This is a genomic window from Mesorhizobium sp. M1348 (assembly GCF_040317925.1).
GTDB lineage: Bacteria > Pseudomonadota > Alphaproteobacteria > Rhizobiales > Rhizobiaceae > Mesorhizobium.
Map to the genome: position 1 here is coordinate 1 of NZ_JAMYLH010000037.1, position 21,394 is coordinate 21,394.

Genomic DNA, 21,394 nt, shown 5'->3' on the forward strand with positions numbered 1-21,394 from the left:
CCGCGAAGCTCGCCCACGCCGCCGGGCGCGAAGTGTCGATGACCTTGTCGGACTCGTTCTGCGTCGACCGCTACCGCGACGAGTTCCTCGACCTGATGCGCTCCGGCACCGTCGATATCGTCTTTGCCAACAGTCACGAGATCAAGTCGCTCTACCAGACCGCGTCTTTCGACGAGGCGCTGGCCCAGATCCGCAAGGATTGCAAGATCGCCGCCGTTACCCGCTCGGAAAAGGGCTCGGTGATCGTGCGCGGCGACGAGACCGTGACCATCAATGCGACCAGGATCCGCGAGCTGGTCGACACCACCGGCGCCGGCGACCTCTATGCCGCCGGCTTCCTCTACGGCTACACGCAAGGCCGCAGCCTCAAGGATTGCGGCGATCTCGGCTCGCTGGCAGCCGGGCTGGTCATCCAGCAGATCGGCCCAAGGCCACGGCAGAATCTGCGCCGAGAGGCCGAGCAGGCGGGATTGCTGTAGGTGGCGAGCCAAGAACCAGCTGCCCAGCCTCCTTAATCCAGCCCGAGCCTTTTCTTCAGTTCCGCATTCTCCTTGCGGAGACGATCGGCAAGCAGGCTCTTTAGCCGCTTGTTTTCTTCCTCGAGCGCGACGAGATCCTTCAGCCCGTCACTGTCCGCCGCCGGCGCCGCCGCCTTCTTCCAAAGATAATATGTCTGTTCCGAGATGCCGGCTTGCTTCACCGCGCTCTTGAGAGTAGCGCCGCCGCCGATCGAGGTCTCGATCTGCGCCAGCTTCTGGGCACGATCCTTCGCGGAGTAGCTCTTTCGGCCTGTTCGCGCTGACGGCGGTGCTTCAGTGGTCGCGGATATCGGCTTGGCGCCCTCCTTGCGGGCAGGCGCGCTCGCCTCAGCTTCTGGCTTCCTCGACCGCCGCGCTCTCGTCTTCGGTTTTGGCGTTTCCGCTTTGTCTGCCGGTGCGCTAGGAACTACTGCTGACTCGGTTTCCAGGGGATTGGCCATGAAATGCTCCACTCGCGGTTTTTGCAAAGGTTCAGCATCAAGGGCCACTACAGTAGAGTCAATAAGCTGACGATTTAACGGCTCGACTTCCTTTGTTGTCTCGGCCATCGCCGCGGCGATGTCGAAATTGCCCCAGATGGAACGTGCGGATTTTTGATAATTGCGCTTTTGTTTGACTTCCACGGTGAATGGTCGCGTCTGCCGCCTCATAGTTCCTTCCTGAATAGGAGAATGAAGTCGCCGCTCGAATTTTTGGCGCTTGCTGCTTAGCGCGGAGCATTATCGTATAGCCGCTCAACGGGCAAGTGATGCCGGTCTTCGATGGCTGACCCATCTGGGGAGATTTGAGCGGCTTCGCGCGTCCTGCGCATGCCTGTAAGAGCCTGACTCGAAACTCGACGCACGACGTGGAGCTGCCATGCGGCGAAGCATGAGGGGGATCGAGGCGATGAAGATCCATGCCTCGGCGCTGGCGATGGTCGCCTCGAAGTCTTTGGCGAGCCGGCGACAACGTCCCAGCCAGGCGAAGGTTCGCTCGAGGACCCATCGTCGTGGCAGCATCTCAAAGCCCTTGGCTGCGTCGGAGCGCTTGATGATTTCGATGGTCCATGTGCCGAGATTGGCCAGAGCCTGCGACAGTTTTTCTCCGGCATAGCCGGCGTCGGCGAACAGATGGCGCAACCAGGGATAAGGCCGTCGAATGGAGGCGATGACGCCGACTGCCCCATCCCTGTCCTGGAAGTCGGCTGCGTGCACCCTCAGCCCGACCAAGTGTCCCTCGCTGTCGGTAATGATATGGCCCTTGCAGTCTTTGACCTTCTTGCCGGCGTCGTTACCGCGCAAACCGGCAACGTCCGTGGTCTTTGCCGATTGGCTGTCGATGACACCGGCGCTCGGGTTCGCCTCGCGACCAAGCGCCAGGCGTGCCGCAGCCACCAAGTGGAAGTTGATGGTCTTCCACAGCCCGTTGTCCCGCCAGGCATAGAAATAGCGTTGAACCGTCGAGACCGGCGGGAACCGATCCGGCAATGCCCGCCATTGGCAGCCGGTCCAGGCGATGTAGAGGAGCACGTCCACGACCGCCCGAAGTTCTGTCGTCCGCGGTCGTCCCGTTGTCTTCGTTCCCGGCAGGAACGGCTCGAGCAACGCCCATTCCCTGTCCGTCAACGCGTTTGCATCTCGCTGCCCCGCGCGGCAATATCGCCGGCGGGTGGTCTCCGTCCAAGCCATGTCGTTATCCCGTTCAAGTCTAGACAACTCAAGCGAATCACAACGGACGGGGCCACTCAACCGTTTCCACCCCCAAAACCGAGTTTCGGGTCAGGCTCTAAGGGCAAACACCATGCCATTGTGGGTGGTGGTTTGCGTGGCGAGACACGCCTGGTAAGGACCCTCGTGGTTCCGGTACGGCCCCTGATATCGTGGTCGCAATTGGGGTGGTAATGGTTTGGCGGGATTTGCTGACGCGAGAAAACGGTGTCGCTGCCGCCGCCGCAAACCTTCCTCGATGAAATCGCCGCCACTGCAGCCCTTTTCGCCTGCTTCACACCAATTGCAGGCGTAGGTTTCAGGATTCACGCCGTTTTTGCCGGTGGCGCAATACGGCGTCGGAAAATTACCCACATTGAACTGACCTTGAACATCGGCAAAGGCGATGCAGGCCTTCTTCCCTGTCTTGAACCAGCAACTGATCGCGTGCAGTCATCCGGATAAGCCGCCCCGCCGGAGGCCAAGCTGACTTGGTGACACACGAACGCATTATTGTCTTCCGGTCTGGCGGCAACAGTATCAGCAGGACGGCAAAGCTGACCGGCTGCAGCGAAGCGCAGGTGAAGCGCTGGGCTCGACATCAGAAGGAAAGCGGGAAGCAGGAAATGTTGTCGCAAAAGTTGAGTTCTGCGAGGTGCAAAAGTCAGTTGCAAATCGTCGCGACAGAGGCTCGGCAGCTCCCCGAAGTAGCCATTTCAGATTGCTTGCAGGTGCGGATAAAGTCCTTTATGCATCGGCACATGATCAAGTCCGCGCTCATCGCTGCAATCTATTATGCGACGCTTCCATAAGGAGCGGCGCGTTTCGATCATGCCTTGAAACAAGCCGCCGTCAGGCGGCTTTGTTCATTGAGAGGACCCCCTGGCGGCAATACCAGGAGGATTCCCTATGGCACTTCCCGATTTATCAACCGGTCATTCCAAACCATATTCGGCGGCTTTGAAGACGCTCATTGAGCGCGGCTATGTAAATCAAGGGACCGACCTGCCGGGTGTCGATGCCGCCTTTGAAGCAGGCATCGTACCCGCTTACGCTGGTTTCGATGCGACGGCTGACAGTCTTCATGTCGGCCATCTTCTTCTGATCATGGCGCTTCGTCATCTTCAGCAGACTGGCCATAAACCCATCGTTCTCATTGGGGGTGGGACCACCCGCATCGGCGATCCCAGCTTCCGTTCGGACGCGCGGCCGATGCTGACGGACGAGCGGATCGCCGCCAACATTGAAGGGATCAGAAAGGTCTTTGGCCGTCTCCTTGTCTTCGGAGACGGCCCGACGGATGCCGTGATGGTGAACAATGCCGACTGGCTGGACAGCATTCGTTGGATCGACATGCTGAGAGACGTCGGCAGGCATTTCTCCGTCAATCGGATGCTCTCTTTCGACAGTGTGAAGTCGCGGCTGGAAAAGCAGGAGAATCTGAGCTTCTTAGAATTCAACTACATGATCCTCCAAGCGTTCGACTTCCTTGAGCTAACCCGCCGGACCGGTTGCCGTTTGCAGATGGGTGGAGCCGACCAGTGGGGGAACATCATCAATGGCATCGACTTGATACGGCGGACGGATGGAAAGGAAGTCTTCGGAGTGACTACGCCGCTTCTGAAGACTCCTTCAGGTGTCAAGATGGGTAAGACGGCTGCCGGAGCTGTGTGGCTCAACGAAGATCGCCTTTCACGATTACTGGCAATTCTGGCGTAACACGGAAGACGCTGATGTCGTTCGGTTTCTGAAGCTTTTCACCGATCTGCCGATGAACGAGATCGAGCGATTTGGACAGGCTGAAGGAACCGAGCTAAACGCCGTCAAAGAACGTCTCGCCAACGAAGCTACGGCCCTGGCACATGGAACTAACGCCGCCAAACAGGCGGAGGCCACGGCTAGCCAAGCATTTGGGCAGGGCGAAGCCGCAGAGGGGCTACCGACGCTTCATCTAAATGACGCCGAGGGGTTGGCCGGAGTAGCCCTTGTGGATTTGCTGGTACGCGCCGGATTGACCTCCTCCAAAGGGGAAGCGCGAAGGGCGATCTCGGGACGAGGTGTGCGGATCAACGGCAACGTTGTCGAGGTTGATACAATGATATCTTCCCAAGACCTCCCGATCCGGCTTTCGCTCGGCCGGAAGCGCCACACTGTTGTAAAGTAGGGTTTCAGCAAATGCTGTCGCAGAAATTCTGCCCGCTTAGCGGATATTGCAGACATTCGCGTCGAGTTCCCTGAGGAATGTCGAGAGACACTCCTCAGGGGGTAGTTAAGGCCGCCAAGTTTTCTGGGTTAGCAGGCGCGCCACTGTGGCAGCTTGGCTTGTATGGCGAGGCCATGGTTGAGTGAGGCGAACCAAATCCAGCCCCGCGGTCGATCCCGAAGCTTCCCACAATGGCGAAGAGAACATCTTCACTGGTTCCCTTTCAGCACAAGACCTTCCGTTCGCTATGGTCGGCTGCACTCATTTCGAACCTTGGCACCCTAGTGGAAGGTGCGGCGGCAGCTTGGCTGATGACGAGCATCGCCACCTCCCATGGAATGGTGGCGCTCGTCCAGTCATCGACCACCCTCCCCTACATGATCTTCTCGCTCGCGGCGGGAGCGCTCGCGGACAAGTTTGACCGTCGCCGGATCATGTTGACTGCGCAACTGCTGATGGTCTGCGTATCCGCCTTCCTGGCGTTCCTGACCTATGCGGGGAATGACACCCTGGACCCTTCTGGGTCTCACCTTCCTAATCGGCTGTGGTTGGGCATTGCACGATCCCTCTTGGCAAGCCTCCATGGGAGATATCCGAACACCTGCCAAGCGGGGTTGCGCTCAACGGCATGAGCTACAATCTCATGCGCAGCATCGGGCCGGCGATTGGCGGCATAATCGTGGCCACGGCCGGTGCGGCCTTCGCGTTCCTCTTCAACGTCCTTTGCTACTTCGCTCTGATCGCTGCGCTGTTGCGATGGAAAGCCGAACGGGCACGACAAGCGCTGCCGCGGGAGGCTTTCGGCAGTGCGATGGCGGCGGGCTTCCGTTACGTGCTCTTGTCGCCGAACCTTCTCAAGGTGATGTGCCGGAGTTTCATTTTCGGCCTCACCGCCGTTGTCATTTTGGCTCTCCTGCCGTTGGTCGCTCGCGAACAGATCAAAGGGACCGCAGTCACCTACGGCGTGATGCTCGGCTTCTTCGGCCTGGGAGCGATTTGCGGCGCGCTCCTCATCGGGCGGGTCCGAGAAGTTCTCTCCAACGAATGGGTCATTCGCGGTGCGTTCTTTGTATTGGCGATCAGCTGCTTCTTTCGGGCATGGAGCGAGCACGTTGGGCTGAGCTGTCTCAACCTCATGCCAGCCGGTGCGGCCTGGATTCAATCATTCTCGCTGTTTAACGTCACAGTGCAGCTTTCGGCGCCGCGGTGGGTGGTTGGACGCGCCCTCTCTCTATCAGACGGCCACATACGGCGGCATGGCGGCGGGAAGCTGGCTTTGGGGCGAACTGGCGGATGTCCAAGGTGTTTCGGGAGCCTTGCTCGTCCGCCAGCTGGTTCTTGTCATTGGGGGACTGATGGGCATCCTTCTGCGTCAGCCGGATTTTGAAACGCTCAATCTGGATCCGACCAACAAGTTCAGCGAACCGACGCTGCAACTTGACCTGCGGCCACGAAGCGGTCCGATCATGGTGATGGTCGACTATCGTGTCGATCAGAGAGATCCAGACTCGCCCACAATAATTATCTGAATTTCAGCAGTAATTTTTGATCGCCCATTCGTGCTGTGTACCAGCCCTGTGTCTTGCGCAAGTGGTCACGAACGGCTGCCGGAGCCTCGAAGACGCCCTAAAAACACATGCTGCGATTTTTGAACACGCTTGACGATTAGATTAATTCATCCACAATGCGTGTGTTGAACACGCGAGGTGAGTTATGAACATGAAAGAGCTTAGGGTTCGACTGGGCATGACTCAAAAAGATTTGGCAGAGCAGATGGCAACGACGCAACAGACTGTGGCCCGTTGGGAAACAGGCAAAACGCAGTTGAACGTCGAGCAGATCAAGGACCTTTGTCTCACGTTGAAATGCACGGTCGAGGAGCTGCTGGGCTGGAAGATTGATGTCGAGGAGTGGCGCACGAGCCCGTTTGCAATTGCCGATGCCGAAACGCGATACGGCACGCTCAGAATCAAGACGACTGTTGGCAGCCGCCAATATCCTATCGATGAAAAGGCGCGTGAATCGATTTTACGTCAGTTGAAGGAACTTCATAATCTTCGTAGAAATAACACAAGCAGGCCATGGCTGTATTGTTGGAGCCTTGACAACAAAATACTCTTGATAAATCCGCAATATGTCCGCACCATTGAGCTTATCGGTGAAGATGTAGAGGAGATGCCAGAGTATTATCATCCAGAAATCTATCGGGCTTTGGATGACTGGGATAAGGGTGAGGTTTCAGGAAAGCTGAAGAAAGAATGCGATGCCATCATCGCAGAGATGGGTGATCAGGAAGCCGTGCGCATGGCCTCCTATGTTCGCGTCACATATGACGACGGAGAAGATGAGTGGAACTTCTTGGATGAAGAAACCGCTACGACTTTCTTCGGATTGGAAGCTGCGACCTTTGACGTTCCCCAGTGTAGTTTCGCCGAAGTGGAGGAAGAAGGTTACTACCGAGCGCGATACGCCAACCTTGATCGCGTCGCGGTGATGGAGGTTCCAAGCGACCGTTATCACAGATTGACCGCGCCCGAGGAAGCTTAGAACCATCCACGAAGGGCGCATGTTACATCTCGACCTTGCGTGGTGCGTTTTCAGTACGAGATGACGTTAAGCGTAGGTAGTGGCAGGTAAGAGTGCTCGACCAGAAGCTCAACTGCCTCCTCAATATCGCTGCCGATGTGCCGCAGGACACGTCCACGGGAGCGTGGATAGGCGTGAAGTTCCTGCACTCCACGGTCCGCTCTCCCATCGCCGGTGTGTGCCCGACGCCATCTTGTGGACGAGCTTGGCCGCCTGCACCCGGTTGTATTCCGGCTTGCGGTCCGCCTGGGGGGCCGCCGCGATGGCTATCTCCATGTCAATCGGCGCCGAACTTTGACTGCCCGCTGCTTTTGATGATTTGGCGAGGTCCCGCGCATAATCAGTCTTGGTCTTCTCCTTGAGGCCCTGTGTCGCGAACTTGTGGTCCAGCAGGGCAAACAGGTCCAAGTCCCCCTCCGCCCGTGGCGCTGGCTTGCCCTCACCGCCCTCGGCTTCCAATTGGGGAACCGCTTCTGCGCGCTGCACCGTGGCGATTGTCCGCCCAAGACGCATCACAAGATCGAACGCCAAACCGTGCGCGTGCACGACGATTTGCCGCTCAGGCCTCATTTGGACAGGACTTGAGCTGGCCCGGTGGTTTGAGCCGGGTTATCTTGAGCCGGTGGGCTGCGAACAAGCAGTTCGAGACATTGGCCTCGATCACTTCGCAACAGGCCGCTGCGCCGGGCCTCGGGGTGCTCCCCTCGAAATCGTTGTGTCGTATCACCGAGGGCATCACGGCCAACAGTTTCCACATGGGCAACAGCCTCGCCATTGAGCCGGATGTGGTCGCGAGCAGATCACCAACGAAGCGGTCGGAAGCTCGGAGCCGAAGTTCGACGCCGAGGTGGCGTTCGCATGATGCGGGAAGCAGCACCACGGCGCTTGCCGGTCGTTTGCCGCCGGCAGCCGACGAACTCCTATCCTCCTGGACAAGGGCGCCGTGCGTCATTGCTTTGATTTACCGGCCGCTCAAGGCTTCCACAGTTTTCGCTTTCGAGGCGACCTTTGCAACATGCCAACGGAAATTTAACATAACGACATAAACATTTCTTTATGCGGCGTTGACAAAGAAGCGAACTGCTGTAATTGTCTCCCGCGTCGTGGTTCTCCGTACGGCGCTGCCGCAGCGGAGCTAAGAGGGAAGCCGGTGCGATGCCGGCGCTGCCCCCGCAACTGTTAGCGGCGAGCCAACCCCACTCATGTCACTGAGGCGAATAGCCTTGGGAAGACGGGTAGAGGCTATGACCCCGCGAGCCAGGAGACCTGCCACGGCGAATTACGTCCACGGGCGGGGTGTCTCGGTGGCCGCTGCAGCCTGGCGTTCGTGCCGGCCTGCTAGCGCCTTCCTTGTCACCGACGCCCCAACCATCGGGGTCTGGCATGACTGTCTCTCAGCAAATTCCTGTAGCAACGCTCGGCGTGCCCCGCTTCGGTCGTCGGCGAGAACTGAAATTCGCGCTTGAAAGCTACTGGTCCGGAAAATCGTCCGCTGCCGAGCTTCTCACGACCGCGAAGGCGCTCCGTGCCGCTAGCTGGGAGGAGCAGCACGATCGCGGCGTGTCGAAAATCCCGTCGAACGACTTCTCGCTCTACGACCATGTGCTCGACACCGCAGCCATGGTCGGCGCCGTTCCATCCCGTTACGGCTGGAATAGCGGCGAGGTTCCACTTGACATCTACTTCGCAATGGCGCGGGGCAACCAGGGTCAGACGGAGGATTGTCGACACGCTGGTCACCACCAGGCGGCTCATCGGTCTGATGTAACCGCGATGGAAATGACCAAGTGGTTTGACACCAACTATCACTACATTGTGCCGGAACTCAACGATGATCAGACGTTCGCCCTCTCGTCGACGAAACCGGTCGATTACTTCATCGAGGCTAAAGCTCTCGGCGTTCACACACGCCCAGTCATCCTTGGACCGATCACCTTCCTCAAGCTGGCGAAATCGCCTGCCAAAGGATTCGATCCCATCGCGCTCCTGCCGCGGCTGCTGCCCGTCTACGAGCAACTCCTGCAGAGGCTGAAGCTGTCTGGAGCCGACTGGGTGCAGATCGATGAGCCAGCGCTTGTCCTCGATCTGAACCCGAACGAACGAGCTGCGTTCGAATTCGCCTATGGCCAGCTGTCGAAAGCCGCGCCCGAGCTGAAGATCATGCTGGCTACCTATTTCGGGCCGCTGGGAGACAATCTCGAAACCGCGGTTTCTCTGCCCCTGGCCGGGCTGCATATTGATCTCGTGCGCGCTCCCGAGCAGCTGGAAACGGTGGGTCGGCTCGCACCGAAGGATCTGGTGCTCTCGCTTGGCTTGATCGATGGCCGCAACGTCTGGCGTGCGAACCTGCCCGCCATTCTCGACCGCATCAAACCGATCGTCGCCGGCTGGCCCTTGGACCGCGTCGAGATCGCGCCTTCTTGCTCGATGCTGCATATACCGATCGACCTCCGCATGGAGACGGAACTCGACGCGGACATCAGGTCGTGGCTCGCCTTCGCGGCCCAGAAGACCGACGAGTTGGTGTTGCTTGCCCGGGCCCTGTCCCAAGGCAGGGATGCGGTGGCAGGCGCGTTGAAAGCGTCTGCCGAGGCTGCCGCCACTCGCGTGACATCCACGAAGATCCATGACCCGCTGGTTGAGGGGCGGATCGCCAGCATTGACGACAGCATGAAGCGACGAGAGAGCGCTTTTGCCGAGCGCTCCAGAGTCCAGGCCGGCACGCTCGGGCTGCCGCCGTTCCCGACGACGACCATCGGGTCCTTCCCGCAGACGCCGCAGGTACGCAGGGCGCGGGCCGCTCATGCGAAGGGCCAGCTGAGCTATGTCGACTACGAGACCTTCCTGAAGAAGGAGATCGAGGCTGCAATTCGCTGGCAGGAAGAGATCGGGCTGGACGTGCTGGTGCACGGTGAGTTCGAACGAAACGACATGGTACAGCATTTCGGCGAGCAGCTGTCCGGCTTCGCCTTCACCCAGCATGCCTGGGTGCAGAGCTATGGGTCGCGTTACGTGCGCCCCCCCATCATCTTCGGCGACGTATCGAGGCCCAAGCCGATGACGCTGCGCTGGTGGCAATTCGCCCAGTCGCTTACGGAAAACCCTGTGAAGGGAATGCTCACAGGCCCAGTGACCATTCTCAACTGGTCTTTTGTTCGCGACGACGTACCGCGCTCCGAAGCATGCCGCCAGATCGCGCTCGCCATCCGCGACGAAGTGACGGATCTCGAATGGTCCGGCGCAAGGATGATCCAGATCGATGAGGCCGCGTTTCGCGAAGGATTGCCACTGCGCCAGTCTGATTGGAACGACTATCTCGCCTGGGCTGTCGAATGCTTCCGGATCGCTTCAACGGGTGTAAAGGACGCGACTCAAATCCATACCCACATGTGCTATTCGGAGTTCAACGAGATCATCGACGCGATCGCTGAAATGGATGCGGATGTCATTTCGATTGAGACGTCGCGCTCGAAAATGGAACTGCTGGACGCCTTCACGAGTTCCAAATATCCGAACGAAATCGGGCCCGGAGTCTACGACATTCACTCACCACGTGTCCCGGAAGTCGGGGAGATTTCGGATCTCGTCATGCTTGCCCGCGAGCGACTGTCGGATTCCCAACTGTGGGTAAACCCGGACTGTGGCCTCAAAACACGCAAATGGGAGGAGGTCCGCCCTGCCCTCATGAACATGGTCGATGCAGCACGTGCGCTCCGGTAGAAAGTGTAGGCCGGAGGGTTTCCTGGTTGCTCACCATGTGGTGAGTGACCGGCTGCCGCATGTCGGCCGTGAATGTGCCAAAACGCGATCATATCCTTTGAAATAAGTCACTCGAGCGAGAATGTGCACTTTCCCTCGGCACGTGTATTAATCGCGCAGGAGTAAAGGGTACCGTTTTCTCCCTGTGACGTGTCGAGTTCGAAGGGGATGTGATTGGCGTCGAGACCGCTCCGGCCATGGGTTATCAGCATGCCAAGTGCACTGTTCTCGATCAGTTCGTAGAGGACTTCTCGGCTCGGTTCATCGAAATGCGCGGGTACATACATGACAGGTTCCTTCACTGGCCGCCGGGTTCGCTATTCACCGGTTGACATCCGATGGCAAGCGTTCCAACGCGGCGGCGATCTGGCGCTTCGCTGCTGAGGGCAGAGGCAGGATGGGACGCGGGGGGTCGGCACGGCAAATGTCGAGCAATTCGGCAAGTGCATAGACGACGCGAAGGCTCGAGAACTCCTTGAAGAGGCTCCAGAGCGGCGCAAGCGTGGCATCGATCCGTCGCGCTTCGGCCGCATCGCCCTGTTGCGCCGCCGTGACGATCTTCACGCAGACCTCGGGCAGGATGCCGGCGAGGACGCTGTACCATGTGTCGGCGCCGGCGATCATGGCCTCTGCGGCGTTCCAGTCGCCGCTGTAGCCGATCGAGAACCCTTCCGGCACAGTGCGCCTCTGGTCGGCCAGATGGCTCTTGATCGCATCGCCCTTCTCTGTCGGATTCTTGATGGCGACAATCCCACCCACCTTTGCCAGGCGGCTGACGAGTGCTGGGGTGAAATGGAAATGCGTCGTTCCTGGATTGTCATAGACGACGATCGGCAGGCCGCTCTCGCACGCCACCGTCGAGAAATGTTCGAACACCTCGTCATCAGTGAGCGGGGTGTAGGAGGCGGCGGCAAGCAACCCCGCGGCAGCCCCAAGGGCCTTAGCGTCCTGCGCGAGCCTCACTGCTTCGTCGGTGCGCAGCGCGCCCACACCCACCACGACCGGCATTTGTCCCCCGGTTTCGTCCAAGGTCTCGGCGAGCGCCCGTCGCCGTTCCTCGCGCGACAGATACATATAGGTGCCGGTGCTGCCGAGAAGACCGATGGAATCGACCTGAGCGGCGCAAAGCCTGGCAATCAGCTTGCGCAGAGCAACGGTATCGACACGGCCGTCACGATCGGTCGGCGTGATGGGAAACGCGGAAAGGCCGCTCAGGAATGCCATGGCGAGGCTCCGGGTTTGTACGCGACCGTGGGACTGGCCGGACGGCAGGTCATCACAAGACGTCCAGAGCCCGCCGCAGGTCGGCGATTAGGTCATCGGCGTCTTCAAGACCCACCGAGAGACGCATGAGGTCCTCGCCGACTCCATCGGCCAGATGCGCATCCTTGCGGATCGGCTGACGAGCACGGGTCAGGCTTGCCGGATGATAGATGAGGCTGTCGGCATCGCCGAGGCTGACAGCCCGGGTGATCAGGTTGAGCCGGTCCATCATCCGCCGCGCGCCCTCGAATCCGGCGTGGGGGCCAAAGGCCAACATACCCGACCCTTGGGACATCTGCTTTCGCGCCGTCACCTGATCAGGGTGCGAGTCGAGGAAGGGATAACTCACCCATGCCACCGCCGGGTGCGCCTCGAGTGCCTGAGCCACCGCAAGGGCTGTGGCGCTGTGCCGTTCCATGCGTAGCGTGAGCGTCTTCAGACCGCGCAGGATCAGGAAGGCTGACATGGGCGAGAGCGCTGCGCCGGTGATGTAGCGCAGGCCCGTCTCGTGCAGCGTGCGGAGCGTTTGCGCGTCGCCGAGAATCGCCCCGCCAAGGGCGTCACCATGCCCATTGATGTATTTGGTCAGCGAGTGGAGCACGAGGTCGGCCCCATGTTCGAGCGGCCGCTGGAGCGCGGGGGAGGCGAAGGTGCTGTCGACTGCAACCTTTACACCGCGCGCGTGGGCGCGCTCGGCAATGGCAGCGATGTCTAGGATGCGGCTCAGCGGATTCACCGGCGTCTCGAAGAAAACAAGCCGGGTCCGCTCGGTAATCGCGGCATCGAGATTTTGAGGATCGGACAGGTCGACCGCGACGACTTTGATGCCGAAGCGGGGGACCGCCTGTTCGACCATGGCAAGCGTGTTCGCATAAAGTGTCTTGTGGACGATGAGTTCATCGCCTTGGGACAGGAGCGACAGGATCAGCGTCCCGAAAGCCGCCATCCCCGAGGCAACGACCAGACCTGCCTCGGCTCCTTCCAGATTGGCGAGCCGTTGCTCGAGGATCTCCGTCGTCGGATTGTATTCGCGCGCATAGAGCCTTCCGCCAAGTGCGGCGGCGGCCTCGTTCGCTGCCACGCTTTCGAATCCATAGGTCGAGGTCAAGAAGACTGGCGGCTGAACGGCATTGGAAAAGCCGGCCGGATCGTAGCCATGATGGATCGCCCGAGTGGCGAATCCGGGACCGGTGTCGTTGAGCGACCGCGTGAGAGCATCCGTTTCGGATTGATAGGAGCGGGTCATTCGGCCTCTAAGATCTTTCTTGGGTTTCCGAAAGATTGACGGCAAACTGGCCAATGTGAAATATCCAGTTAGCAATGAATGAAATGGTCCAGTCTTCAAGTGCCGGTTCTGCAGGTCGCTCGCACGCGATGGGTGCACGCCAGATCTATGAGGCTCTTCGCGAGCAAATCCTCGGCGGCGTCTATGAAACCGGCAGTCAGCTGCCGTCCTCCCGAGGCCTCGCAAATGACCTTGGGGTTTCGCGAACGACGGTGACGGTCGCCTATGACCAACTGACCGCGGAAGGTTTCATCGAAGTCCGTCAAGGCGCACGACCTCGCGTTGCATCCTCGCTGAACGGTCCTGAGACGAGCCGCACGGTCGCGAAACGAGTCGGCCCGGTTCATCTGTCCGCCTATGGCGAACGACTGCGCGTTACGCCGCCCTGGCCGGATTATCTGCCGACTGGACTGAAGGTCGATTTCCGCTATGGCGACCTGGCGCCGTCAGACTTCCCCGCATTGGTCTGGAAACGTGCGATGAACGAGGCGATGGGGCAGCGCCCGTTGCGTCTTGCCTATGACGACCCTCGCGGCTCGCGCCGGCTGCGCCAGGCGCTCCAGGGCTATCTCTGGCGCGCCCGAACGCTGAGCTGCGACCTCGAGCAGATCATCATCATCAACGGTTCGCAGCAGGGCCTCGATCTGTGCGCTCGCCTGCTTCTCGATCCCGCCGACCGCTTCGTCATCGAGGACCCGTGCTACAGGATGGCGCGTCAGGTCTTTGCCAGTAGGGGTGCCTTGCCCATCCCCGTCACCGTCGACGAGGACGGGATGAAGACGGAGTTGCTGGCGGGGATCGGGGCGCGACTGGCCTATGTCACGCCATCGCATCAGTTTCCGCTGGGCGGCGTCATGCCGATCGCGCGCCGCCATCAGCTTCTGGAATGGGCGCGGCACAACAACGCCTATGTGATCGAGGACGACTACGACAGCGAATATCGCTACGACATCAATCCGGTCCCTCCGCTGCACAGTCTCGAGGACCACGGGGCTGTCATCTACCTCGGCACGATCTCCAAAACGCTCTCGCCGATGCTGCGTATCGGCTACCTCGTCGTCCCGCCGGAATTGCAGGAGGTCTTCGCAACCGCCAAACAATTCGCGGACCGGCATTCGCCGGTGGCTGAACAGGAGGCTCTGGCCTGTTTGATCGAGAGTGGCGGCTACGAAAGCCATGTGCGGCGTGTGCGCAGGCTGAACGGCGAGCGTCGGGAGACGTTGTTGGGCGCCTTGCGGCGCAGCTTCGGAGATCGCATCGCTGTCCAGGGAGCAGAGGCCGGTCTGCACGTCGTGGTTTGGTTCGACGAACTGCCGCGATCGCGGGAAACGACCCTGGTCGAAGCCGCCCGAGGCGCGGGCCTGGGGCTGCACCTGATCTCGCCCCTTTACGAGCGGCAATCGGACGAAGGCCACATCGATCGCGTGGGGCTTGTCATGGGCTATGCCGCCTTGAGCATTCGGCAAATCGAGAAGGGCGTTGAGATCCTGCGAGCGGTTGTCAAGCAGGTGCAAGACGCGTTGCCGGGACACGGTGGCTAAAACGGCGGGACGTGGCGTGCTGGCGAGGAAACCGACCCTTGGGCTGAACCGCATTTCGTCTTGCAAAGCCAACTGGACTGGGAATACGCCATGCAGCTGGTGCTGTTGATCAGGCCAGTCTGGCGGCAAGAATTTTCGTGCGAGACGAATTTCCGAAAGCGATGCATGACCCGGCAAGGAAAGCTGCTTCACATCCATATCGCGCCCGCTGCCTCCTATGAAATGGAGGATCTGGAGGAGGCGTAGCTTGTTGCCGGCCGAGGTGGGCTCGAGCACCCGCAAGACATAATCGACGATCTCTATCAGGCCTTGTCCACCGCCGAATGATGGAATTATCCAGCGCATGGTGCGGCATGCACCATGGCGACGCCAGAAGATCTGGACGCTAGACAAGCACCTTTCTTGAAACATTTCCCGAACCACCCGCAGCGCAAAGCCTCCCCATGAGAAAAGAGCATCCCATGTCTTTCACGCCATTGATTGCCCCGAGATCAAGGCCCGCTACCGGGATTTTCATCTGATCAGCACTGTGGTGCGGAACGCTGGAATCGACGTGCCGGATGCACAGGCGTTGAACGACACGATTGCGGCGGCGAAACAGGCGGCGCTTCGCGATGACGCCCAAAGGGACGCGCGTCTTGCGGCGTGGGCCGTTGCCTACGAGGCTTTCGGCACAAAGGCCAATCGAACGCCGTGCTCGGCCGCCGCGCTTCTCAAGCCGGTGCGGAAAGATGGCTCTCTCCCGCGGATTTCCCCACTGGTTGATGCCTACAATGCCGTCAGCGTGTTGTATGGCGTTCCGATTGGCGGGGAAGATCTCGATCTCTACCAGGGGTCCCGAGACTTTTAATTGCGAAGGGAGCGGAGCCATTCGACACGATCCAGCAAGGTGAAATGGTAACCGAGCATCCCGAACCGGGCGAAGTCATCTGGTGCGATGATTCCGGTGTCACGTGCCGCCGCTGGAACTGACGGCAGGGGCGGCGCACCATGGTCACGGTCGATACCCGCGCCATGTGGCTCGTGCTGGAAGCCCTCGGCCCAATGTCAGCTAAACAGATGACGGCCACCGGAGAGCATCTGATGGGACTTATCCAAGCGTTGTGCCCGGGTGCGCGAATCGAAACCGCGCGGATCGACGAATCCACTACATCTCGTGTTCTTTAGGGCATGGCCCCACCTTCCGGAGAAACACCCCACTCAGCCCTGTCCGGATCTGGCGCTCCTTGCTCGCTCCGCTGGCCTACACAGTTGATTGCGAACGACCCAGAACGGCTCTCGAAAACGAGCGTCGAACGAAATCAGATCACTGCTTGTTCTCCCTTAGCGTTGTTTGGCGTACTTTTATCGCGATGCCTCCAGTGGGGATGGTCCAAATTGCGCAAGCTCGGTCGAGTGATCGCGGAGAAGCTTAATGTCGACTAAATCGAAATTCATGGAGCGGTACGGACAACGGGTGCGAACCCGGGACGTCGTCCCCGTGTCGTCAGGCTCTCCCGTCCGACTGAGCCTCAGTTTTCTTCACGGCGCGAATACTCCTGAGGCCGCCCGGATTCTCGTTAAGAGACAGCTGCCGCTCAGGACGGCCCACGCGATACTCACGGAGATGGTCGATCACGGCAAGGCGTTCGTGACGGTTCCTTGCGTCGACGACCTATTGGCACTGAAGAATGAACTGTCGTCCGCAGGCGTGATCGCGAAGGTTCATGCGCCGCGGCCGATAAGTGTTCGCGAAGTCCGGGATCGCACGAAGCTCTCTCAGGAGGCATTCTCCGTGAGGTATGGCCTCGATCTGGCAACGCTTCGAAACTGGGAGCAAGGTCGCTCGAAACCGGATGCAGCGGCGAATACTCTCCTTTGGACCATCGCCCGGAATCCGGAAGCAGTCGAAGAATCGCTGGACATGGAGGACGGAGTGGCTGCCCCTTCGCCCTAAGGGGGCCGATCACTTCGGCGCGCGGCAATTCGGCCGCCAGCGCGATGACCGGCCGCCGCGCGGTATCGACAGCGCGCGAGCCTCATGCGTCAGACACCTTCCTTGGCATGTCGCACGCCAGATCCCAAACATGATTCCATCGCAACGAGCTGGTGACGGAAGCAGTGTCTGCACTTTGGAAACGAGCCATTTGCGTTCTCATGGACGTCGCGACTCGTCTCGTCCAGTAAAAGTCGCAATCATTGTCAATTGCGATGTTCCGCAGTCAGCTGGCCGTTTATTTTCCTAAGATCTGCGTTATAGGCCGGGGTGTTGTCGCCGTTTCGGCGGGTAAGATGGGATAGGCGACCTGGGGTGCCTTTCCGGTCAGCGAGTTGAGGAAGGCAACAAGCAGGTCGACTTCTTCGTCCGCCAGTACCACGCCAAGCTGGGTGGTTCCCATGATGGCAACGGCCTGTTTCAGATCCCAAACCTTGCCCGAATGAAAGTATGGCGCGGTGAGTGCAACGTTGCGCAGCGGCGCCACGCGGAAAACATAGGAATCGTCGGCTGCATTGGTGACCGCAAATCGGCCCTTGTCTTTTTCCGGCAGGACCTCGGCGCTGGGCTGTTCCACGAGGCCGAATGGGTAATAGGCTTCCCCACCAACGTTGATGCCGGCATGGCAGGACGAGCAGCCTTTGTCCATGAAAAGCGCCAGGCCCTGTTTCTGTTCGGAAGTCATGGCAAGCTCATCACCATTCAGGAAGCTGTCGAAGGGGGCCGGCGTGACCAGTGTCGCCTCGAAGGCTTCGATTGCCTTGGCGAAGTTGTCGAAGGTGACCCGATCGGCTTCAGCCGGAAAAGCTGCATCGAACCACTCGACATATTGCGGCATGGACTTGAGCGTGGCGATGACTTGGCCCGGTGTATTGGCCATTTCGATGCCGGCTTGGACCGGTCCCTTCCCCTGAGCCTTCAGGTCTGCGGCACGACCATCCCAGAACTGGGCGATGTTGAAGACAGCGTTCAGTACAGTCGGCGCGTTGCGCTGTCCCTTCTGCCAACCATGGCCGATCGAGGTTTCGTGATTGTCGTCGCCGCCGGTGGCCAGGTTGTGGCACGAGTTGCACGACAAGACGCCTGATGCAGAAACGCGTGGATCGAAGAACAGTGCCTTGCCGAGAGCGACCTTTTCCGGGGTGATCGGGTTGTTGGCGACTGCCGGCGTGGTGGATGGCAAAGCCCTGAAGGTGGCCAGTGCCGTTTCTCTGAGGTCTGCGGGGATCGAATCCGCAGCAAAAGCGGTGGCTGCCAGCAAGGGGACAGCCATCGTACTAAATAGGATTTTCATAAATGATCTCGCCGCATCGTGCACGCAGCCACTCTGGGATATGCGGCTCATGAACGCCCTGCGCTAGATCAGCTGCGGGAGAGGACCGGGGTCTGACACCTGTTTTCGCGGCAGAGATGGGACCGTCTCGGAAGTGAACGCTCTTCTCGATTGGATTTCAGGGAGCCGGGGGATCGCTGCTCGGCAAGCGGGGGCGCCGGAGCCGTGCTCCGGTTCTCTCTGCGCCTTCTACCATGAAGAAATCGGGTCCGCCGCTGTCTCAGATTTCGGTTCGGGTTATCTGTTCCGCTGCAGGTCCGGCTCGATTTCCGGCGTGCCTTCGCCAGATCGACGTTGGCCCAAATCGATCCGGGATCGCGTCTTGTAGCACGCTTTGCGGGACAATCTTACTTTCGACGTGGAGGGCCGTTTGGGCTGAGCGAAATTAACGAATTTCAAAGAGCGCCCAAGTAGCTGTTTTGATTGGCTTGTGAGGCCTATAGCCTCCATCGAGCGAATATTGGCAGACGACGGAGCACAATTTTGCCCTCGTTTATCAGCTTCATGGGACAACTGCTTTGCGATAATTACAGGGCAATTTACCGTCATGAATTTGAGAGAACCAAGTCCCACGCAGTGATTTTCACACCGGAAGCGTTGCAGTCCTGTCGCGAGAAGCTGATTTACAATAACAACAAGATGATTAACATCGTCATAGCGCGCAAGGCTATAGTACGCTCCAGATGCCGGCGAAATCTCGATACAATAACCCCATCGGCGTACCCGCTCCAGCCTCACACCGACTGACGACGCCTATACTTGCGCTTTTCCACTGTCCGACATGCAGGCAGCGAGCCATTGCATCGCGGAGGTTGCATCTTCCAATATGGCGACCTGTTCCCCAAAGCGGAAAAAAGTCTTGCGCGCTTCGCTCGCAGGTTTTCGTCCGTTGTATGCATCAAAGCACGCCCTGAGGGCGGCTTGGTAGATCCGGTCTCTGCGATCTTCTGGCCATTCGTTGAGAAAATCGATAGCATCCGCAGGACTGGCAATCTCTTGCACGATGTGCGCTGCACGCCTTACGAAAAGTGGGCTGCTGAAAGTCCCTGAGCTCATGCGTTCCTCCCGACCTGCTGAACCGCTAGTTTGCGTAAGGCGCCTCCTCTACACCCGCCCACCATTGCGGAATGTGTTGTCACAGCGATAGCGGTTCAATAGCAAAGCAGCGGCGTGATGTCCTCGGTTTACCAGCGGTCCAATCCCTAACATCCTGCTGCGAGAGCGGCTCACCGGATGAATCTACATCGTTTCGACCATTGCGAATCCACGCTTGATAGTTCCTCCACGCGCCACCAGGAAGCGGCCACTGCTCTGCCACCGATTTCACAGCCAAAGAGAGGATGGCGAAACAGAAATAGCCCGCTTCGTTTCGAGATTACTGGTCATTTCGGCGCAAAGCTTACGGCCGAGACGCGCCTGAAAATGCGCAAGCACCGCGGCAGGTCACCAACAACGGACGGATCAACGGTCACGACAGCGGGATACCGCGCCATAGATCTCGCTGGACGAGCATCGCAATAATCGTCTCGAGACCTTTGTTGCTTTCAGCGGCGACCGCCACTATGAAGCGACGCTTCGCCGACTGTGTTTCACGCCGCCTGGAGAGTTTCATGACAGAAGAAGCCGAAAAAAACATCGACACCCTCATCGAGCTCACGGCCGATGTCGTCTCAGCCTATGTCTCCAACAATCCGATCCCGGTGGGGGATCTCCCTGCCCTCATCGGCCAAGTGCACGCGGCTCTGAAAGGGACGGCGGAAGGTGTCTCTGCAAAAGAGCCGGTTGCCCTTACGCCTGCAGTCCCGATCAGGAAGTCGGTGACACCGGACTACATCATCTCGCTTGAAGACGGGAAGAAATTCAAATCGCTAAAGCGCCATCTGTCGACCCACTATGGGCTGACGCCGGATGGATATCGGGCCAAATGGGGCCTACCGGCGGATTATCCCATGGTCGCGCCGAACTACGCCGCGGCGCGCTCGTCATTGGCCAAGACAATGGGGCTCGGCCGCAAACCGAAAGCGCCGGAAGCGCCGGAGCCGGCGCCGACGAAGCGAACCCGCAAGAAGGTCGCGGCTTGATTTCGGCAATCGAGATTCGTTCTGGAGCGTTGCAGCCATCGGCTTAATCTGCTCGTCATATAAAAAGGCGGGGCCAACCCCGCCTTCCTTTCAAACAACTTTGTTTCATGAGGAATTCGCGACGCCTGCAGCAATCTGCTGCCCTCAGTTTTTGCTCGCTCTTATCGAGCGGCCGTGAGGACCTCCGGACCTACGCGCCCACTCTTGCCAAGACGCAGGAGAAAATTTCAACCAGCTTTGCTGAGGCTGCCAGCGGAGGACTTGCCGGTGCGGCGATCCTGCTCGATCTCATAGTTGATCTTCTGGCCGTCAGCGAGGGTCGAGAGGCCCGCGCGTTCGACAGCGGAAATGTGGACGAAAACATCCGGACCGCCATTGTCGGGCTGGATAAATCCAAACCCCTTGGTGCTGTTGAACCACTTTACCGTTCCAGTCGGCATATACGTGTTCCTCCTTAACAATTGCAACGTGGGCAGGCCATCAGGCCTGCCCGACTCATAGCCGAGACTTGGGCGCAGCAAAAAGCGAAAAATTGTTAAACCCCGATCAGCTGGCGCACTCCATTTTGGCCGTAGTCGCCAACAAGCACTGTCCTACACTACCGCTCGAGCATGGCCGGAAGCGCCCGATCCTTCCAACGCTCCTCAGCGGCACGTCTATGGCTGGTGCTTGGAGGCACGGGACGTAAGGCCGACCGCTGCTCGTGCCGCCAGGTCAAAGGCCGGGTAGTTCACGGAGCTACCTTCGTGCATAACGGCTTGGCAAGCGCTTGAAGGAGTTTCGAATTGGATTGTTTCAAGAGGGTCGAGGGGTTGACCGATGCCACCAGCGTGGAAGCGATCGATAACGCGCGCGTTTTGCTGCACCAGTTCAAGGGCAAGTCAGAAACAATCGCCCAAGCGATCGACCACTTCCTACTTGATTTCATGACCTTGCTGTTTGTGGTAGAAGCTACCCGCGAGCGGTTCCACAATCCGGCGAGGCGGTTGGCGCGCATCAGATTGAGCAGGATCAGGCTGTTACTCACCCGATGCTCTTGACCTTAGGGACCACGCCGCCAGGGATGCGTTTGCAGCCGCAAAGAAGGCAAAATCTGTTCGCCGGCAAACCGAGCACAGCCAGGCGGTATTTACGCAGATGA

At 59.3% G+C, this 21,394-nt stretch carries 19 protein-coding genes, 4 pseudogenes and 1 riboswitch; of the genes and pseudogenes, 14 read left to right on the plus strand and 9 right to left on the minus strand.

Annotated features, from left to right (window positions below):
• Positions 1-479: adenosine kinase (locus NKH13_RS31795; RefSeq protein WP_352916764.1), on the plus strand; the 479-nt coding region annotated here is incomplete at its 5' end.
• A gap of 32 nt (positions 480-511) precedes the next feature.
• Here the strand turns inward: NKH13_RS31795 and NKH13_RS31800 are convergent.
• Together NKH13_RS31800 and NKH13_RS31805 are read right to left on the minus strand one after the other, a co-directional pair.
• Positions 512-1,189, minus strand: coding sequence for a transposase (locus tag NKH13_RS31800; protein ID WP_352566745.1), 678 nt, complete (start codon positions 1,187-1,189; stop codon positions 512-514).
• A gap of 204 nt (positions 1,190-1,393) precedes the next feature.
• A pseudogene (locus NKH13_RS31805) lies at positions 1,394-2,209 on the minus strand (IS5 family transposase); the annotation flags it as partial.
• Positions 2,210-2,455: 246 nt separating this feature from the next.
• Here NKH13_RS31805 and NKH13_RS31810 point away from each other — a divergent pair.
• From NKH13_RS31810 to NKH13_RS31830, 5 genes and pseudogenes are all read left to right on the plus strand, one after another.
• On the plus strand, positions 2,456-2,692 hold the full coding sequence (locus NKH13_RS31810) for a hypothetical protein (RefSeq protein ID WP_352691541.1): 237 nt from the start codon (positions 2,456-2,458) through the stop codon (positions 2,690-2,692).
• A 26-nt stretch (positions 2,693-2,718) separates the two neighbouring features.
• Positions 2,719-3,039 carry a hypothetical protein gene (locus NKH13_RS31815; protein WP_352772259.1) on the plus strand — a complete coding sequence of 107 codons (321 nt, stop codon included), beginning with the start codon at positions 2,719-2,721 and terminating at the stop codon, positions 3,037-3,039.
• Positions 3,040-3,136: 97 nt separating this feature from the next.
• Positions 3,137-4,391 (plus strand): annotated as a pseudogene (gene tyrS / locus NKH13_RS31820) (tyrosine--tRNA ligase).
• Between the two features lie 230 nt (positions 4,392-4,621).
• A pseudogene (locus NKH13_RS31825) lies at positions 4,622-5,932 on the plus strand (MFS transporter); the annotation flags it as partial.
• A 211-nt stretch (positions 5,933-6,143) separates the two neighbouring features.
• Positions 6,144-6,977, plus strand: a complete 834-nt coding sequence (locus tag NKH13_RS31830; protein ID WP_352566750.1) for a helix-turn-helix transcriptional regulator — start codon at positions 6,144-6,146, stop codon at positions 6,975-6,977.
• Positions 6,978-7,097: 120 nt separating this feature from the next.
• On the opposite strand, the gene NKH13_RS31835 is transcribed toward NKH13_RS31830, so the two are convergent.
• The gene (locus tag NKH13_RS31835) at positions 7,098-7,424 is read right to left on the minus strand and encodes a hypothetical protein (protein WP_352566752.1); all 327 of its coding nucleotides are present in this window, start codon (positions 7,422-7,424) and stop codon (positions 7,098-7,100) included.
• Positions 7,425-8,103: 679 nt separating this feature from the next.
• A riboswitch (cobalamin riboswitch) is annotated at positions 8,104-8,304 on the plus strand.
• A gap of 95 nt (positions 8,305-8,399) precedes the next feature.
• Between NKH13_RS31835 and metE the strand changes: the two genes are divergently transcribed.
• Positions 8,400-10,736, plus strand: coding sequence for a 5-methyltetrahydropteroyltriglutamate--homocysteine S-methyltransferase (gene metE, locus NKH13_RS31840; RefSeq protein ID WP_352916766.1), 2,337 nt, complete (start codon positions 8,400-8,402; stop codon positions 10,734-10,736).
• Positions 10,737-10,843: 107 nt separating this feature from the next.
• Here metE and NKH13_RS31845 read toward each other — a convergent pair whose 3' ends face one another.
• The 3 genes from NKH13_RS31845 to NKH13_RS31855 are packed head-to-tail and all read right to left on the minus strand — an operon-like array spanning position 10,844 to position 13,284.
• On the minus strand, positions 10,844-11,062 hold the full coding sequence (locus tag NKH13_RS31845; RefSeq protein ID WP_352517525.1) for an FMN-binding negative transcriptional regulator: 219 nt from the start codon (positions 11,060-11,062) through the stop codon (positions 10,844-10,846).
• Positions 11,063-11,096: 34 nt separating this feature from the next.
• Entirely contained in the window at positions 11,097-11,999 is a 903-nt protein-coding gene (locus tag NKH13_RS31850; RefSeq protein ID WP_352916768.1) for a dihydrodipicolinate synthase family protein, read from the minus strand.
• A 52-nt stretch (positions 12,000-12,051) separates the two neighbouring features.
• Positions 12,052-13,284 carry a trans-sulfuration enzyme family protein gene (locus NKH13_RS31855; RefSeq protein WP_352566758.1) on the minus strand — a complete coding sequence of 411 codons (1,233 nt, stop codon included), beginning with the start codon at positions 13,282-13,284 and terminating at the stop codon, positions 12,052-12,054.
• Positions 13,285-13,367: 83 nt separating this feature from the next.
• Between NKH13_RS31855 and pdxR the strand changes: the two genes are divergently transcribed.
• From pdxR to NKH13_RS31880, 5 genes and pseudogenes are all read left to right on the plus strand, one after another.
• Positions 13,368-14,864 (plus strand): MocR-like pyridoxine biosynthesis transcription factor PdxR, encoded by a 1,497-nt coding sequence (gene pdxR, locus NKH13_RS31860; RefSeq protein WP_502914602.1) that lies wholly within the window; start codon positions 13,368-13,370, stop codon positions 14,862-14,864.
• A gap of 165 nt (positions 14,865-15,029) precedes the next feature.
• Positions 15,030-15,107 (plus strand): annotated as a pseudogene (locus NKH13_RS31865) (MOSC domain-containing protein); the annotation flags it as partial.
• Between the two features lie 328 nt (positions 15,108-15,435).
• Complete coding sequence (locus NKH13_RS31870; RefSeq protein WP_352916771.1) at positions 15,436-15,714, plus strand: phenylalanine--tRNA ligase beta subunit-related protein; 279 nt, start codon at positions 15,436-15,438, stop codon at positions 15,712-15,714.
• 140 nt (positions 15,715-15,854) lie between these two features.
• On the plus strand, positions 15,855-16,031 hold the full coding sequence (locus tag NKH13_RS31875; RefSeq protein WP_352916773.1) for a hypothetical protein: 177 nt from the start codon (positions 15,855-15,857) through the stop codon (positions 16,029-16,031).
• A 439-nt stretch (positions 16,032-16,470) separates the two neighbouring features.
• Positions 16,471-16,800 carry a helix-turn-helix domain-containing protein gene (locus NKH13_RS31880; protein ID WP_023679674.1) on the plus strand — a complete coding sequence of 110 codons (330 nt, stop codon included), beginning with the start codon at positions 16,471-16,473 and terminating at the stop codon, positions 16,798-16,800.
• 277 nt (positions 16,801-17,077) lie between these two features.
• On the opposite strand, the gene NKH13_RS31885 is transcribed toward NKH13_RS31880, so the two are convergent.
• Positions 17,078-18,133, minus strand: coding sequence for a cytochrome-c peroxidase (locus tag NKH13_RS31885; RefSeq protein WP_352916804.1), 1,056 nt, complete (start codon positions 18,131-18,133; stop codon positions 17,078-17,080).
• 792 nt (positions 18,134-18,925) lie between these two features.
• Positions 18,926-19,228: a DUF982 domain-containing protein gene (locus NKH13_RS31890; RefSeq protein WP_352916775.1), complete on the minus strand. Its 303-nt coding sequence runs from the start codon at positions 19,226-19,228 to the stop codon at positions 18,926-18,928.
• A gap of 554 nt (positions 19,229-19,782) precedes the next feature.
• On the opposite strand from NKH13_RS31890, the gene NKH13_RS31895 reads away from it, so the two are divergent.
• A complete protein-coding gene (locus NKH13_RS31895; protein ID WP_023679671.1) occupies positions 19,783-20,253 on the plus strand; it encodes a Ros/MucR family transcriptional regulator in 471 nt (156 codons plus the stop codon).
• Positions 20,254-20,480: 227 nt separating this feature from the next.
• Here NKH13_RS31895 and NKH13_RS31900 read toward each other — a convergent pair whose 3' ends face one another.
• Entirely contained in the window at positions 20,481-20,693 is a 213-nt protein-coding gene (locus NKH13_RS31900) for a cold-shock protein (RefSeq protein ID WP_023679670.1), read from the minus strand.
• A 372-nt stretch (positions 20,694-21,065) separates the two neighbouring features.
• On the opposite strand from NKH13_RS31900, the gene NKH13_RS31905 reads away from it, so the two are divergent.
• Positions 21,066-21,293 carry a hypothetical protein gene (locus NKH13_RS31905; RefSeq protein ID WP_352916777.1) on the plus strand — a complete coding sequence of 76 codons (228 nt, stop codon included), beginning with the start codon at positions 21,066-21,068 and terminating at the stop codon, positions 21,291-21,293.
• Positions 21,294-21,394: the final 101 nt, after the last annotated feature.

Coding starts and splice junctions, on each gene's coding strand:
- NKH13_RS31800 (WP_352566745.1), bottom strand. CDS start 1,189: ATGAGGCGGCAGACGCGACCATTCACCGTGGAAGTCAAACAAAAGCGC.
- NKH13_RS31830 (WP_352566750.1), top strand. CDS start 6,144: ATGAACATGAAAGAGCTTAGGGTTCGACTGGGCATGACTCAAAAAGAT.
- metE (WP_352916766.1), top strand. CDS start 8,400: ATGACTGTCTCTCAGCAAATTCCTGTAGCAACGCTCGGCGTGCCCCGC.
- NKH13_RS31845 (WP_352517525.1), bottom strand. CDS start 11,062: ATGTATGTACCCGCGCATTTCGATGAACCGAGCCGAGAAGTCCTCTAC.
- NKH13_RS31850 (WP_352916768.1), bottom strand. CDS start 11,999: ATGGCATTCCTGAGCGGCCTTTCCGCGTTTCCCATCACGCCGACCGAT.
- NKH13_RS31855 (WP_352566758.1), bottom strand. CDS start 13,284: ATGACCCGCTCCTATCAATCCGAAACGGATGCTCTCACGCGGTCGCTC.
- pdxR (WP_502914602.1), top strand. CDS start 13,368: ATGGTCCAGTCTTCAAGTGCCGGTTCTGCAGGTCGCTCGCACGCGATG.
- NKH13_RS31875 (WP_352916773.1), top strand. CDS start 15,855: ATGGTCACGGTCGATACCCGCGCCATGTGGCTCGTGCTGGAAGCCCTC.
- NKH13_RS31880 (WP_023679674.1), top strand. CDS start 16,471: ATGGTCGATCACGGCAAGGCGTTCGTGACGGTTCCTTGCGTCGACGAC.
- NKH13_RS31885 (WP_352916804.1), bottom strand. CDS start 18,133: ATGAAAATCCTATTTAGTACGATGGCTGTCCCCTTGCTGGCAGCCACC.
- NKH13_RS31890 (WP_352916775.1), bottom strand. CDS start 19,228: ATGAGCTCAGGGACTTTCAGCAGCCCACTTTTCGTAAGGCGTGCAGCG.
- NKH13_RS31895 (WP_023679671.1), top strand. CDS start 19,783: ATGACAGAAGAAGCCGAAAAAAACATCGACACCCTCATCGAGCTCACG.
- NKH13_RS31900 (WP_023679670.1), bottom strand. CDS start 20,693: ATGCCGACTGGAACGGTAAAGTGGTTCAACAGCACCAAGGGGTTTGGA.